This window comes from Tenacibaculum lutimaris, from assembly GCF_003610735.1.
Classification (GTDB): Bacteria; Bacteroidota; Bacteroidia; order Flavobacteriales; family Flavobacteriaceae; genus Polaribacter; species Polaribacter lutimaris.
Genome location: NZ_RAQM01000011.1, coordinates 47,924 through 64,422, shown reverse-complemented (window position 1 = coordinate 64,422; position 16,499 = coordinate 47,924). Strand labels below are relative to the sequence as shown.

The 16,499-nt window shown below is 31.7% G+C and carries 11 protein-coding genes; 5 read left to right on the top strand and 6 right to left on the bottom strand.

The features are described 5' to 3' along the window. Window positions 1-34: 34 nt before the first annotated feature. The 6 genes from C8N26_RS11680 to tsaD all read right to left on the bottom strand — a co-directional run bounded on the left by C8N26_RS11680 (window position 35) and on the right by tsaD (window position 7,164). Window positions 35-1,672 (bottom strand): pyruvate dehydrogenase complex dihydrolipoamide acetyltransferase, encoded by a 1,638-nt coding sequence (locus C8N26_RS11680; RefSeq protein ID WP_120187440.1) that lies wholly within the window; start codon window positions 1,670-1,672, stop codon window positions 35-37. A 3-nt stretch (window positions 1,673-1,675) separates the two neighbouring features. Then, the gene (pdhA, locus tag C8N26_RS11675) at window positions 1,676-2,671 is read right to left on the bottom strand and encodes a pyruvate dehydrogenase (acetyl-transferring) E1 component subunit alpha (protein WP_028892997.1); all 996 of its coding nucleotides are present in this window, start codon (window positions 2,669-2,671) and stop codon (window positions 1,676-1,678) included. Between the two features lie 127 nt (window positions 2,672-2,798). Next, window positions 2,799-3,473: a DUF4397 domain-containing protein gene (locus tag C8N26_RS11670; RefSeq protein ID WP_120187439.1), complete on the bottom strand. Its 675-nt coding sequence runs from the start codon at window positions 3,471-3,473 to the stop codon at window positions 2,799-2,801. A gap of 66 nt (window positions 3,474-3,539) precedes the next feature. After that, window positions 3,540-4,205, bottom strand: coding sequence for a M15 family metallopeptidase (locus C8N26_RS11665; protein ID WP_120187438.1), 666 nt, complete (start codon window positions 4,203-4,205; stop codon window positions 3,540-3,542). Window positions 4,206-4,262: 57 nt separating this feature from the next. Next, window positions 4,263-6,116 (bottom strand): LTA synthase family protein, encoded by a 1,854-nt coding sequence (locus tag C8N26_RS11660; RefSeq protein WP_245962565.1) that lies wholly within the window; start codon window positions 6,114-6,116, stop codon window positions 4,263-4,265. Between the two features lie 19 nt (window positions 6,117-6,135). Beyond that, window positions 6,136-7,164 carry a tRNA (adenosine(37)-N6)-threonylcarbamoyltransferase complex transferase subunit TsaD gene (gene tsaD, locus C8N26_RS11655; RefSeq protein ID WP_120187437.1) on the bottom strand — a complete coding sequence of 343 codons (1,029 nt, stop codon included), beginning with the start codon at window positions 7,162-7,164 and terminating at the stop codon, window positions 6,136-6,138. A 227-nt stretch (window positions 7,165-7,391) separates the two neighbouring features. Between tsaD and C8N26_RS11650 the strand changes: the two genes are divergently transcribed. The 5 genes from C8N26_RS11650 (at window position 7,392) to C8N26_RS11630 (ending at window position 16,400) form a co-directional block, all read left to right on the top strand. Further along, window positions 7,392-11,750, top strand: a complete 4,359-nt coding sequence (locus C8N26_RS11650; RefSeq protein ID WP_245962564.1) for a translocation/assembly module TamB domain-containing protein — start codon at window positions 7,392-7,394, stop codon at window positions 11,748-11,750. Between the two features lie 12 nt (window positions 11,751-11,762). Further along, complete coding sequence (locus tag C8N26_RS11645) at window positions 11,763-12,686, top strand: DUF368 domain-containing protein (RefSeq protein ID WP_120187435.1); 924 nt, start codon at window positions 11,763-11,765, stop codon at window positions 12,684-12,686. Between the two features lie 33 nt (window positions 12,687-12,719). Beyond that, window positions 12,720-13,727 carry a DUF368 domain-containing protein gene (locus C8N26_RS11640; RefSeq protein ID WP_120187434.1) on the top strand — a complete coding sequence of 336 codons (1,008 nt, stop codon included), beginning with the start codon at window positions 12,720-12,722 and terminating at the stop codon, window positions 13,725-13,727. After that, entirely contained in the window at window positions 13,708-14,469 is a 762-nt protein-coding gene (locus tag C8N26_RS11635) for a shikimate dehydrogenase family protein (protein WP_120187433.1), read from the top strand. Before C8N26_RS11640 ends, C8N26_RS11635 begins: the two co-directional genes overlap by 20 nt. Window positions 14,470-14,555: 86 nt before the next feature. Then, window positions 14,556-16,400, top strand: a complete 1,845-nt coding sequence (locus C8N26_RS11630) for a DUF349 domain-containing protein (protein ID WP_120187432.1) — start codon at window positions 14,556-14,558, stop codon at window positions 16,398-16,400. Window positions 16,401-16,499: the final 99 nt, after the last annotated feature.

Sequence of the window (16,499 nt, the reverse complement as noted above, 5' to 3'; positions counted from 1 at the left end):
TGGTGAGCTTTTTTTGTTATACTTTTATTAAAAACTATGCTAACATGGTAACAGGGTTTTCAATATATGTTTTTAAAGTTTGTAAAAACTGAGCACCAACAGCACCGTCAACCGTTCTGTGGTCACATGCTAAGGTTAACTTCATTGTATTACCTACAACGATTTCTCCGTTTTTAACCACTGGTTTTTGTACAATTGCTCCTACCGATAAGATAGCAGAATTAGGTTGGTTTATGATTGAAGTAAAACTTTCAATACCAAACATTCCTAAGTTAGAAACCGTAAATGTACTTCCTTGCATTTCGGCAGGAGTAATTTTCTTAGTTCTAGCTTTTCCTGCTAAATCACGTACTGCTGCACCAATTTGTGTTAAAGTTAAAGCATCAGTATGCTTAATTACTGGTACAACTAAACCTTCATCTACTGCTACAGCAACACCAACGTTAATGTGACTGTGGAATAATGTATCATTATCCGTCCAGCTAGTGTTTACTTGAGGATGCTTTTTCAATGCCATTGCACAAGCTTTTACTACCATATCATTGAAAGATATTTTAGTATCAGGAATTTCGTTAATGGTTTTACGAGAAGCCATAGCATTGTCCATGTCTACTTCAATATTTAAGTAGAAGTGAGGAGCAGAGAATTTAGAATTGCTTAATGCCTTAGCAATAGCTTTACGCATTTGAGAATTCTTAACTTCAGAAGTGTTTTCTTCGCCAGCAATAGCAAAATTAGTTACAGCTGATGGAGTAGCAGCAGTACTTGTAGCTACAGGTGCTTCAACTTTTGCAGCTGGAGTATAATTTTCTACATCCTTTTTAACGATACGGCCATTTTCTCCAGAACCTTTAACGTCTGCTAAATTGATTCCTTTATCCTTTGCTATTTTTTTTGCTAAAGGAGATGCGAAAATTCTTCCTCCGTTATTATTTGATACAGTTGCTACTGGAGTAGTTACAGTTTCTGTTTTCTTTTCTTCTGTTACTTTAGGAGCTTCTTCTTGTTTCTCAGTAGTAGTTGAGCTTGTTAAGGTACCTGCTTTATGTGCTTCTACTAATGAAGAAACATCAGTTCCAGCTTCACCAATAATAGCTAATAAACTATCTACAGGAGCACTTTCACCTTCTTGAACTCCGATATGTAATAAAGTTCCTTCGTTGAAAGATTCAAACTCCATCGTAGCTTTATCAGTTTCAATCTCAGCTAAAATATCACCTTCTTCAACTTTATCACCTACTTTTTTCAACCAAGAAGCCACAGTACCTTCAGTCATAGTATCACTCAAACGAGGCATAGTAACAACCTTTACTCCTTCAGGAATATCAGTGCTTGTGTTTGATGCTTTTGGCTCTTCAGTTTTAGTTTCTTCTGTTGATTTTGTTTCAGCAGGAGCAGAAGTGTTTCCATTTAATAATGAAGAAAAATCTTCTCCTTCTTCACCAATAATAGCTAATAAACTATCAACAGGAGCTGTTTCGCCCTCTTGAACACCGATATGTAATAATGTTCCTTCGTGAAAAGATTCAAATTCCATTGTAGCTTTATCTGTTTCGATTTCAGCTAAAATATCACCTTCTTCAACTTTGTCTCCTACATTTTTTAACCAAGAAGCTACCACTCCTTCTTCCATTGTATCGCTTAAGCGAGGCATGTTTATAATTGTAGCCATAGTTTACTTAGATTTTATGAATGGATAATCTTCTTGTTCGTATACCATATCATATAATTGATTTAGTTCTGGATATGGAGAATCTTCTGCAAATTGTTCACATTCTTTAACCATATCTTTTACTTCTTTATCAATTGCTTTGATTTCATCTTCAGTAGCGTAGTTGTTTTCTTTGATGATATCTAAAACTTGAGTGATAGGATCTATTTTTTTGTACTCTTCAACTTCTTCTTTTGTACGGTAATGTTGTGCATCAGACATAGAGTGACCTCTATAACGATACGTTTTCATTTCTAAGAAAGTTGGTCCATCACCACGACGAGCTCTTTGAATAGCTTCATCAACAGCTTCGGCAACTTTAATAGGGTTCATTCCGTCAACAGGTCCACAAGGCATTTCGTACCCTAAACCTAATTTCCAAATGTCGGTATGGTTTGCAGTTCTTTCAACTGAAGTACCCATGGCATATCCATTGTTTTCAACAATAAATATTACAGGTAATTTCCAGTTCATTGCCATGTTAAAAGTTTCATGTAAAGAACCTTGACGAGCAGCTCCATCACCAAAATAACATAAAGTAACGGCGTCGCTACCTTTGTATTTGTCTCCAAAAGCAATACCAGCACCTAAAGGAATTTGTCCACCTACAATTCCGTGACCACCATAGAAACGGTACTCTTTAGAGAAAATATGCATTGAACCACCCATACCATGTGAAGTACCAGTTGCTTTACCATATAATTCTGCCATAACACGTTTAGGGTCTTCACCCATACCAATTGGTTGCACGTGGTTACGGTATGCAGTAATCATTTTATCTTTAGTCAAATCCATTGCGTGTAATGAACCTGCTAAAACAGCCTCTTGACCGTTATATAAGTGTAAAAAACCTCTTACTTTTTGTTGAATATAAACTGCTGCTAGCTTATCTTCAAACTTTCTCCAAAATAGCATATCTCTATACCAGTTGATATAGGTTTCTTTGGTGATTTTCTTCATTATATATTAGTTGTTTATTTTAAAGTTTGTTTGTTACAAAACGTAGCTACAAAAGTAAGTAGTTTTTAGTAATTTAAAAAAGGGTTATTGTGAAAAGTTATGATAAGTTTTTTAGAACTTTTACGATTTATTTTTCTTTTGCTACAATGATTGTAGCTTTTGCTCCTGTAGCTAAGTTCCATTCATTTGATGAAATTAGCATACCAGCATCATTGTAAATTTTAAAAGCAGCAGTATTAGGACCAGAAGTTCCTTGATTTAGGGCAACAATTTTTATGGTGTTAATGCCTTCATCTAGAGGAAGATTAAAAGATTGATAACGTTGTTTAAGTGTTAGGTTACTTACAACAGGTACGCCATTTATATAGATGGTTACTCTGTCTCCATCAGGATATTGGTAATCTCTACAAATAATATTGATACTACCACTTTTTGTTCTGAAACTTCCTAAATCTTGATCAATAACAGGGTATTGATACATTCCATTTATTTGCTTAAAAGCTTTTAGGTGTTGTTCTTCGGCAATTTTAGCTCTTGTTAAAATTCCTTTATTTTCAAACTCACTTTTAGCTCGTTGTTTTTCAAGTTCTTTTTGTAGGTCGTTATGTGCAGTTTTAAAACCACTATCACTATTGAAATCTAAGTTCTTAGGTTTAATAACTTCTTTTGCAGGCGCAGTAATAATTCCGAAGGAAGTATTCTCCTTTTCTTTATTGCCTATTGTACCATCCATTTGAGCAAAAACATTAGATGTTATACTATATAAAATAAAGATTGCGAGTGTTGATATTATTTTCTTCATTAAAAAAACTTAACAATTATAATGCCGATTTTTATGAGGCTCTATAAATTTAAGAGTTAAAACTAGTTATTTTACAGGGAAATCGAAAAAAGTTTTAGGAAAAGGTTCACCTCTTAAGGTAAAATGCCACCATTCTTTACTGTAAGATCTGAAACCATGTTTTTTCATTACTGTTTGCAGTAATTGCCTATTTTCTTTTTGATGGTCAGAAAGATTCTCATAAGTGATATGGGAAGAAACACCAAAAAAATCATATGGACTCCCCATGTCTAATTCTTCTCCAGTTTCCAAATTGATAATGGTAAGATCAACAGTACTACCCCTAGAATGTCCAGATTTAGAAGAAATATATCCTTTTTTGAACAAGTGACGTTTATTAACCTCTGGATAATATTGTTTTTTCATTATTGTATCGCTCATTACTCTAGCCCATTTTACAAAATGGTTAACAGCTGTTTGAGGACGATACGCATCGTAAATTTTTAAACCTAGCTTTTTCAAAGCCAATTCATCTTGAACTTTTTTCAAAGCTTTAGCAGTAGCAGTAGTTGCTATAAGTGTGTTTTCTTCATATCCATTAACAGGAACTCCCATGAAGTTATTGTTATAACAATATCTTAGTTCACTCTGTATTGTTGGTGAAACATCATTGATATATGAAAAGCCTTCAGGTAGGTTTTGTGATTGAATTCCTAAGGAAATAAGTAAAAATAAAGATAAAATCCATTTCATAGGGTAAATGTAATGAAATGGATTTTAACATCATTTTTTAATAATAAAGATTAACGTTTATTTATCTAAAAAATCTTGATATGCATCTTGACTTATGGCTCTACCTAAAGAGTCTAAAGGTTTGTAGTTTCCTTCTTTAATTACGGGCTTATTACTTACATAATCAAAAACAAAGGTTCCATTTTTAGAAATTGTACCAAAGCCTTTGTTAAATATATAATGGGCGTATTGGTTTTCAGAAGTATTAAAAATGTTTTTTCCGAACTGAAATTGCTCTGGATTTCCACCTAACATATCTGTTAATGTATATGCTAAATCACTTTGAGCACTGAAATTGTCTATAGTAACACCTGTTTTGTTAAGGGCTCCTCCTAACCAAACCATAGGGATTTGAAATCTTATAGGTGAGTTAAAGTATCCTTTGTGTTTAGGAAGCGGATGTCCGTGGTCAGATAAAATAATTATTAAAGTATTATCCCACCAAGACTGTTTTTTAGCCTCGTTAATAAACTTTCCTATAGCTTTATCAGTGTATGCTTGAGCACTTTTGTATAAGTTTTCTACAGAGCTTTTTCCAAATTTATATTCATCGGGAAATTCATAGGGTTCATGACTAGTAAGGGTTAGTGCTATTTCAAAAAAAGGTTCTTTAAGGGTGGGGTTAGATAAATCCTCCATAAATCGATCTAAAAAAATATGATCGTGCGCTCCCCATTTTGAATTCCAATTTTCCTTATCAAACTCAGTTCCATCTACAATTTTATCTATTTGACCGTTCCGTAAATAGGTAATCATATTTCCAAAGTTACTATCACCACCGTAATAAAAGCTAGTGTTGTAACCTAGTTTTTTCATTTCTGTAGTAAGCATTGGTAGTTTTCTAGCTTTATAAGGAATTTTCATAATACTATTAGTAGGCTGAGGGTAATAACCACTTAAAATAGCAGGAATTCCTTTATCAGTTCTATCTCCATTACTATAAAAATTAGTAAATAAAATACCTTGTTTGGCTAATTTATTTAGGTTACTAGTAACATCAGATTCACCGCCTAAAACTCCCACAGCTTTAGCAGAAAGGCTTTCCCAAATAATTAAAATTATATTAGGCTTTTGTGTGTTTAGAATAGAATCTGTACTAGCTGTTAAAAGTTGATTTTTAGTTTTGTTTATAATGTTTTGAGCAACATCAGGCTTGTAGTGTATGTATGGGTTCTTACCGTCAGTTTTGTGACTAATGGTGTTAGCGAAATTCCAAATGAAGTTAACTGCTGAATGATTAGCAAACATATTAGTAGAAAAATATACATTACTTTGGTTTATTGGAATATTAGCAAAACCACCACGTATTGGAACAATTAAACTACCAATTAACAAAAGAAACACAGGAGCTTCAACAAAATGACCATTAACCACTTTGCTAAACGCTTTGTTTAATACTTTGTTGAAAAAATATATAGTAGCAGTAGAAAGTAATACCCAGATGATTATACCACCCACTAATTGTAATGTGCTTACTGAAGCTAACATTGCTTTAGGGGTATTGATATAGTTAAGTACAGTCACATCAATACGAACTCCCCAAAATTTGTATAGAGCAATATCGGTTAGCATGAATAAGTTAACAATTAGGATAATAGGAAATGTATATCCTTTTATTAAGTAGCTGGTTATTTTTTTAGGAATCCAAATGGAAAAAAGAATAATAAAAAAAGGAATAGCTGCTAAATAAGCGGCAAAAGAAAAATCTAACTTAATACCATACACAAATGTTTTTAAAGTAGTAAAGAAGCTTAGTTCTGAAGTTTTTTCGTAATAATATACTAAAAATAAAAAGCGAGCAAATAGGAAGTAAATGACCCATAAAAAATAATAGGTAATGCTGAGAAGGAATCTACTTTTAAATTTATTCATATTTTAATCTATAAAAGGGTTATTCAGTAACTTTTAAACGCGCTTGGGCAGTTACAGAAATATCAGAATAATCGTTGTTTAAGTATTTTAAATAACCAGCAATAGCAATCATAGCGGCATTATCTGTGGTGTATTCAAATTTAGGTATATAGGTTGTCCATCCCCAGTATTTTTGGGCTGTGGTTAATCGTTTTCTAATTTCAGAATTGGCAGAAACACCCCCAGCTATTGCTATACGTTTGATACCTGTTTGTTTTACAGTGTTTTTTAGTTTATCCATTAAGATTTCAATAATGGTATATTGAATAGAAGCACAAATATCGTGTAAGTTCTCTTTAATGAAGTTAGGATTTTCTTTTGTGTTTTTTTGGACAAAATATAAGATTCCTGTTTTTAAACCACTAAAACTAAATTCTAAATCCCCAACTTTAGGTTTCGTAAATTTGAAAGCTTTAGGATTTCCTAATTGTGCGTATTTATCAATTAAAGGACCGCCGGGATAAGGTAAACCTAATATTTTAGCTGATTTATCAAAAGCCTCACCAACAGCATCATCAATGGTCTCTCCTAGGATCTCCATCTCAAAATGATTGGTAATTTTTACGATTTGTGTGTGTCCACCACTGATAGTTAAACAAACAAAAGGAAAAGGAGGAATATTACTATCTTCTTCATTAATAAAATGCGCTAAAATATGTGCCTGCATATGATTTACATCTATTAAAGGAATGTTTAATCCTAAAGCTAGAGATTTAGCAAAAGAAGTTCCAACAAGTAAAGAGCCCATGAGTCCAGGTCCGCGAGTAAAAGCAATAGCATTTAAGTCATGTTTTGTAATACCTGCTTGCTCAATGGCTTGTTGTACAACAGGAACTATGTTTTGTTGATGCGCTCTTGAAGCTAATTCAGGAACTACACCACCATATTTGGCATGTACTTCTTGGTTAGCAACAACATTACTTAGTACTTTTCCGTTGCAAATTACTGAGGCACTTGTGTCGTCACAAGAGCTTTCAATTCCTAAAATATAAATAGTTTCGTTACTCAAATCATTTCGGATTTAGACTACAAAAATATTGATATTACGTTAGATTTTCGTTAAAATCAATATTTCTTTAAAATAAGGCAACATTTTTGCAGTTTGCTGATTACTTTTGTTTATTAGGATTGTAAAAAAGGGAAATCATTAAAAGAGTAGGTAACATCATAGGTAGAATACTAAAGTACACGTTGCTTTTTCTACTCTTGCTTTTTATTTTGTTATCGCTTCCTTTTGTGCAAAGCCAATTAGCAAAGCAAGCTACAAATTGGGTAAACAAAGAGTTTAATACCAATATTGTTGTAAAACGAATAGATTTATCTTGGTTAGGGAAGGTTCAATTAAAAGAGATTGAGATAAGAGACCACCATAAAGACACCCTTATTTTTGTTAAAAACTTAAGTACTTCATTAGAAAATGTAAAACGAGTATTAGATAATAAAGTAGATTTAGGTGAAGCCTCTTTAACAGGAGTTCATTTTTATATGAAAACCTATAAAGGAGAGAAAAATGATAACATGTCTGTTTTTGTTGAAAGTTTCGAAGATGGAAAACCTAGAGATAGTTTAGCAACTCCTTTTATTTTAAAAAGTGAAAAAATCTCATTGGAAGATTTGACTTTTAAATTAATGGATGAGAATAAAAGCGAATTACTTCAATTTGCAGCGTACAATGGAGGGGGAGAGTTACAAGATTTTTCTATTGTAGGACCTGATGTTTCTACAAAAATTAGAAATCTACATTTTACTGAGAATAGAGGAATAAATATATCTAATCTATCAACGAATTTTACTTACACAAAATCATCTATGGATTTTGCTGAAACAGTACTTGAAACAGATAATAATACCAAGTTACAAGCAGCCATAAAATTCACCTATGACAGAAAAGACTTCGTGAACTTTAATGATAAAGTAAAAATTAAAGCAAAGTTTCAAGAAAGTACGGTATCAGTTAAAGACTTAAATAAGCTCTATAATGAAATAGGAGGGAATGATTTTCTGTATATAAGTGGGGGTATTAGTGGAGTTCTTAATAATTTTAGTGCAAACAATGTCCGAATACATTCTAAAGGAGGTATGCGAATTGTTGGAGATATGGGTTTTGTTAATGCTTTTAACACAGATAGAGGTTTTGTTTTTGATGCAGATTTAGAAAATCTTACAGCCAATTATTATCAGTTAAGAAATGTACTTCCGAATCTACTAGGAAAAACATTACCTACTGAATTTCAGCGATTAGGTAATTTTACAATGAATGGTTTGGTTAAAGTAACACCAGATCAAATGGATGCGACTCTGTCGATAAAGTCAGAAATAGGAACTGCTATTTCTGATCTTCAATTAACTAACATAGATAATATAGACGAAGCAGAGTATACTGGTGAAATTGAGTTTAAGAACTTTGATTTAGGGGTTTTTGCTAACGATCCTGTATTAGGAACGGTATCATTAAAAGCAGATGTAAACGGAAGCGGGTTTAATGTAGAGAATGTAAATACTATTATCATAGGAAAAGTAACTAGCTTGTATTTTAATGATTATGAATACAAGAACTTACTGGTTAACGGGCAATTTCAAAATAAAAAATTTGATGGTTTGCTAACTGCTGAAGATGATAACTTTAAATTGAAGTTTGAAGGGTTAGCAGATTTTTCATCGGAAATAAATAAGTTCGATTTTATAGCTAATGTTGATAGAGTTGATTTGAAAAAAACAAACCTATTTACTAGAGACAGTACTGCTGTGTTAAAGGGAGACATTAATTTAAATATTTCAGGAAACACTTTTGATGACATTGTAGGTAAGGCAACGTTTAAAAACTTGGTGTATACAAACCAAAAACAGAGTTATCCTTTTAAGAGTTTTGAAGTAAACTCATCGGTAAAAGATAGTATTAAAACAATAGAAGTAAATTCCGAAGATATTGTTAAAGGAGAGTTGAAAGGAAAATTTTCATTTGAAGAATTATTACCAATAGCTCAAAATGCTTTGGGTAGTGTGTATACAAACTATCGTCCGCATGAAGTTGCTCCAAATCAATTCTTAGATTTCGATTTTACTATTTACAATCAAATTATCGATATCTTTTTACCTAACATTTCAATAGGTAGTAATACGCGATTAAAAGGACGAATCAATTCTGATAAAAACTCCTTAAAACTTACTTTTGAATCACCTGAAATAAACGTTTATAAAAATATAATAGAAGGGGTTGTTTTAAGATTAGATAATAAAAATCCATTATATAACACCCATCTAACAGCTAATAAGATTAATACGAAGTATTATAATATTGAAAAACTGAATCTATTAAACCGTACTCAAAATGATACGTTGTTTTTTAAATCTGTTTTTAAAGGAGGTAAAGATTATGCTGAGAGTTTCAATTTAGATTTCTTTTACACAATTAATGAACTTCAAAAATCGGTTGTAGGAATTCAAAAATCAACCCTACACTACAGAGGGTTTGATTGGATTGTGAATCCTAACGATGATAAAAACAATAAAGTAGCTTTTGACTTGAGAAAAGACGATTTCAACATAAGTCCGTTTATGTTTAAGTCTGGAGAACAACGAATAGATTTTAAAGGAATTGTAAAAGATAGTACTTATAAAGATATACGCGCCAATTTTAATAAAGTAAAATTGGGAAGTTTTTTACAACCTATAGATAGTTTGAAGTTAGATGGAAAGTTAAACGGAAAGCTAGAGTACAAGCAAGAACAAGGAACGATAGCACCTAAAGGAAATCTATATATAGAAGACTTTTTTATTAATGATTACTCACAAGGAAATCTAGCTTTAAATGTTACTGGAAACAACTCTTATGAAAACTATAAAGTTGATCTTACTTTAGAAAATGAAAACGCTAAAAGTATTTCAGCAACGGGAGGAGTAGATTTTTCAGGAGAAAGACCTACAATAGACTTAGAAATATATCTAAAAGAATATGATATAGCTGCTTTTAGCCCTTTAGGAGAAGATGTTTTATCTAAATTAAGAGGAAAAGTAACAGGAGATTTTACAGCAAGAGGTTATTTAGGTAGTCCAGATTTACAAGGAGAGCTTAATTTTGAAAATGCTGGATTAGGATTTTCTTATTTAAACGTAGATTTTGATTTAAAAGGAAACTCTAATGTAGTGTTAGATGGACAAGAATTTATCTTTAAAGATATTATTCTTGAAGATACAAAATACTTAACACAAGGAGATTTAACAGGAAGTATTGCTCATCAAAACTTTAAAGATTGGGCTTTAAACTTTAATATTAATACTCAAAATTTATTGGTGTTAGACACACAAGAAACAGAAGAATCTCAGTATTATGGAACAGGTTTTTTAAATGGAGAAGCAAAAATTAGAGGGCTTACAAGCTATTTAGATATTGAGGTTAACGGAAAAACAAACAAAGGTACCTTATTTGTAATTCCGTTAAGCGATGTTAAAACAATAGATAACTATAAGTTAATTCGATTTAAAACAGGAGAAGAAGAAGGAGTAAAAGAAAAGGTTATTGGAGATATAAAAGGTCTTGATTTAAGGTTTAATCTAGCTGTAACTAAAGATGCTGTTGCACAAGTAGTAATAGACAAAGTTTCAGGAAGCGAGCTAAAAGGTAGTGGAGAAGGTAATTTATTTATAGATATAGATACCCGAGGTAAGTTTAATATGTTTGGAGACTTCACTGTAGATAATGGTTTTTATAATTTTAAATACGCAGGAATTACCAAACCGTTTATCGTGCAAAAGGGAGGAACTATTTCATGGAATGGAGACCCTTACGATGCAGAATTAGATATTACCGCAGTATACCGAACTAAGGCAAATCCAGCACAATTGTTAGATAATATTAATTCTAACCGTAAAATTCCTATCGATTTATACACAAAAATTACAGGAGGTTTATTTAGTTCAACACAAGAATTTGATATTAAGATACCTAATGCGAATTCAACAGTAACATCAGAATTGGAGTTTATTCTGAATGAAAATGATTTAAATACTAAAATGCAACATTTCTCATTCTTGTTAGCTTTTGGAACATTCTATAACGCTGATGCAATTGGAAATAGTGCAAGTTCTGGAATCACAGGAACAGCATCAGGTATAGCTTCTAGTATATTAACAAATATGTTAAATAGTGACGGAAGCAAGTTTCAATTAGGAGTAGGATATACACAAGGAGATAGAAGTGAGGTAGATAATCTTAATTCAGATGATCAAGTAGATGTTTCAGTGTCTACTAGGTTGAGTGATAGGGTTTTAGTAAATGGTAAGGTTGGTGTTCCGGTAGGGACAAATACCCAAACAAGTGTTGTAGGTGAGGTAAAAGTTGAGGTGTTGTTAAATGAAGAAGGAAATTTAAGAGGTACCGTTTTTAACCGTCAAAATGAAGTGCAATATTCTACAGAAGAAGAAGGATATACACAAGGAGTAGGTATTTCTTATCAAGTTAATTTTAATAACTTGCGCCACCTAGGAAGAAAATTAGGGCTAAATAAAAAAAGAGAAAAAAAAGATACTCTAAAAGACAGTATTCAACCAAAAAAGAAAAAAGGGTTGATTAACTTTAAGTCTAAAGAAAAAAAATAACCAAATAATTTTATGACGAGAACTATAAAGGATTACATGGTAATCTTGTTGAAGGGAATGGCTATGGGAGCTGCTGATGTTGTTCCTGGAGTTTCAGGAGGTACAATTGCATTTATTTCTGGAATTTATGAAGAACTGCTGGGGTCTATCAGTAATATTAACTTAAAGCTATTAAAAACACTAAGAAAAGAAGGAATAAAAGCAGCTTGGAAACAAGCTAATGGTAATTTTTTAGCTTCTCTTTTGGTAGGGATTTTTATCAGTATAGTTTCATTGGCAAAAATAATATCTTGGTTGTTAACGAATCATCCGATTTTAGTGTGGTCTTTTTTCTTCGGATTGGTATTAGCAAGCGTTATTTACATAGCAAAACAAGTGACACAATGGAATATGGTATCAGGAGTTTTACTAATTGTAGGGGCAATTGTAGCTTATTATATCACTACATTAAATCCGTTAGTTTCTGAACATTCTTCTATGCCGTTTATGTTCTTAGCAGGGGCAATTGCAATTTGTGCGATGATTTTACCAGGTATTTCAGGATCCTTTATTTTGGTGCTTTTAGGAGCATATAAGCCTGTTTTAGCAGCAGTAAATAACCGCGATTTAGCAACGATAGCAGTTGTAGCTTTAGGAGCAATTATTGGGTTGTTATCTTTTTCAAGAGTTTTAAAGTATCTATTTGCAAACTATAAAAACTATACATTGGTAGTGTTAACAGGTTTTATTATTGGTTCATTAAATAAAATTTGGCCATGGAAAAAAGTGTTAACGTATCGTACCAATTCACATGGAGAACAAGTTCCGTTTAATGAATTATCAATTTCACCTTTTTCTTACGACGGAAATCCTCAGTTAATGTATTCAGTAGTGCTAGCATTATTAGGGTTTGGACTAATTTTAATGCTAGAAAAATTAGCGGTAAAAAAGCAATAGAAAATAAGTAACTTAGCGTTCTAATCAAACAATATGTATAAAGAGCGTACGCTACTACAAAAAATCCATCTTTTTTTAAAAGGCCTAATCATGGGAGGTGCTAATAAAGTGCCTGGGGTTTCTGGTGGCATGGTAGCCTTTGTTATGGGGTTTTATGAAGAACTTATTTATACATTTCAGAGAATAAATGGTAAGGCTTTTAAACTACTTTTTAATGGTAGATTTAAAAGTTTTTCAAATTATACCAACCTACAGTTTTTAGTATGGGTAATGGCAGGAAGTATGTTTAGTTACTTTAGCGTTTCTTTGGTGTTAGATTATTTTCTGAAAAATTACGAGTTATATGTCTGGTCATGGTTCTTCGGAATGATTATAGGTTCTATTTATTACATTTCAAAAGACTTTGGAGATTGGAAACCTAAAACAATAATAGGTTTACTAATTGGAGTTGCAGTAGGCATCTCTATTAGCTTTATGACGCCAGCAACAGAGAATGATAATTTATGGTTTGTGTTTGTGTGCGGAATTATCGGTGTTTCTGGAATGACATTGCCAGGGTTATCAGGATCTTTTATTTTAATACTGTTAGGGAATTATGTGTTATTACTAGTCGATAGTGTAAATGTTTTAGGACACGTAATAACGAATTTAATTTCGGGTAATTTCGAGGTGTTACAAGATGAGGTTAAAGTAAGATACTTAAAAATAATAGCAGTTTTTACTGCGGGTTCAGCATTCGGATTAGTTTCTATTTCACATGTGTTAGGGTATGTGTTAAAAAGATGGCATCAGATTGTAACAGCAATTATTATAGGGTTTATTACCGGATCTCTAGGAGTTGTTTGGCCTTGGAAAAAAACAATATACAAAACCGAAGGAGCTTCTTTTTTACTAGATCAGAACGGGAATAAGATCATCGAAAACTACCAAAGGTTTATTCCTAATTTTAACAATCAAGAAACATGGGTTTCAATAGGATTCATTATTATTGGAATCGCATTAATCTTAATTATTGATTTTTATGACAGAAAAAGAAAATAAGCACTTATATGCTTTAGTAGGGAAAAATATTTCCTACTCATTTTCTCGTGGATATTTTACTAAAAAATTTGAAAAGTTAGACTTAGAAGATCATAAGTATATCAATTTTGATATTCAATCAATACATGAACTTCCTCAAAAGATAAAAGAGAATAAAAAAAGATTAAAAGGGATGAATGTAACTATCCCTTATAAGTTAGAAGTCTTTAATTTTTTAGATAGAATTGATAAAAAAGCATTGAAGGTTGGAGCAGTAAATACTATAAAAATCTCCAAAAAAGGGAGGTTGAAAGGGTATAACACTGATGTATATGGGTTTAAAAAGTCATTAAAACCTTTATTGAAAAAAAATCATAAAAAAGCATTGATTTTAGGTACAGGAGGAGCGTCCAAAGCTGTAGCTTTTGTGTTTGAAACTTTAGAAATTAAATACAAACAAGTTTCTAGAACACCAGAAGGGAAAAAGCAAATTTCTTATAGTGATATTACTGAAGAAATGATGAGTTCATATCACCTAATTGTAAATTGTACACCATTAGGAACACATCCGAATATAGAAAATTGTCCTGATATTCCCTATGAATTTATTTCAAGTAAACATTTATTATACGATTTAATATACAATCCAACAGAAACTACTTTTTTGAAAAAAGGAAAAGAAAAAGGAGCAACCATAAAAAACGGATTAGAAATGTTAGAACTTCAAGCTGAAAAAGCTTGGGAAATATGGAATGAAGACTAATTCTTTAAAAATGAAAATAAAATTTGCTATTATATTAGAATCCGTATCTTTATAATCTAAATCAAAGGAACTTAAACATTGTAGATATGTTAGAAAATAACGAAGAGAAAGTAGAAAACCCAGTTACAGAAGAACAAAACAACGCGAGTAAGGAAACTGAAAATGCAGTTAATGAAGTAGAAAATGAGGTAGCTAATGAATCTGAAAAAGCAGACGAAAAGCACGAAATTCCAATGCTTGATTATGATTCGATGGAATTAGAAAAATTGGTTGATGAATTAAAAAAATTATTAAAAGATTATCCAGTTCAACAATTAAAATCAAATGTAGATGCTTTAAAAATAGCATTCAACTCAAAGTTTGGAGCTTTACTTGCTAAGAAAAAAGAAGCTTTTTTAGCAGAAGGTGGTAATTCTATTGATTTTCAATTTTCTAGCCCTGTAAAAACAGAATACAACAAATTACTTGGTGAATATAAAACCAAAAGAGATGCGTATTATTCTCAATTAGAAAAGCAACTAAAAGAGAATTTAGAAAGAAGAAATAATTTAATTGAAGAGTTAAAGAGTTTAATCGAAAACGCTGATCCTAAAACGATGTATAACGATTTTCAAGAAATTCAAAATCGTTGGAAGAGCATTGGTCCAGTTCCTAAAACAAAATATAATGATACTTGGAGAACCTATCACCATCACGTAGAGCGTTTTTACGATTTATTGCATTTAAATAAAGATTTTAGAGAGCTTGATTTTAAACATAATTTAGAAGAAAAGTTAGGGTTAATTGAAAGAGCAGAGGCTTTAAATGATATTGAGGATGTAAATGTAGCTTTTAAAGAGTTACAAGAGTTACACCGTTTATGGAAGGAAGAAGTAGGGCCTGTTGCAAAAGAAAATAGAGAAGAGGTTTGGGGTAAATTTAGTGAAGCTACCAAAAAAATACACGATAAGCGTCATCAGTACTTTAGAGAACTAAAATCAAAGTACCAAGAAATGATCGATGCTAAATTGGCAGTAGCAGCTGAAATTAAGGCTTACGATACTTCTAAGAACAAAACTCATAACGATTGGCAAAAGAGTATAGTAGAAATAGAAAAACTACGTAAAAAATACTTCGATATAGGAAAACTTCCTTACAGCAAGAGTGAAGCTGTTTGGCAGGATTTTAAAGCTGCGACTAAAAAGTTTAATACTGCAAAAAACGCTTTTTATAAAAATGAAAAAAGTGCGCAGAATGACAACTTAAAAAGAAAAATGGAATTGGTTGAACTAGCTGAAAGTTTAAAAAACAGTGAGGACTGGAATGAAACAACCAATACAATGAAGCGTATTCAATCAGATTGGAAAAAAATAGGACATGTACCTAGAAAATTTTCTGATGATATTTGGAAACGTTTTAAAAATGCTTGTAATCACTATTTTGATAGATTACACGCCTTAAAAAATGAACAAAACAAAGAACAATTAGCTACCGTAGAAGCTAAAAAAGAATATATTGAACAGGTAAAATCTGAAGACATCAAAACAGAAGAAGATGTTGAAAGAGTGTTAGGAGAGTGGAGAGATTTAGGAGCTTTACCTAGAAATGCTCGTCATTTAGATGAAAAGTTTAATAAAGCAATGGACGCACATCTAGACAAGCTAGATATGGGTAGAATTGATATTGAAATGATGAAGTTTAAAGGTGTTGTTGATACGTATTTAGCACAAGAAGATTACAGAAAGCTAGATAGCGAACAGTTCTTTATTAGAAAGAAAATAGATGAAACTGTACGCGAAATGCAACAGTTAGAAAATAACTTAAGCTTTATTTCTAATGCTACAGAAGATAATCCTTTAGTGCAAAATGTTCGTAAGGGAATTCAAGATTTCAAAGACCAATTAGATCTTTGGCAAGAAAAACTAGACTACTTAAAAAGATTAGATTACTAAGATAATTTAGCAATCATAAAAAAAAACTCGAATTTTAAAAGGTTCGAGTTTTTTTTATGTTTAGTTTTTAGTAAGTTTTTTGGCTACTGTAAGTTCAAA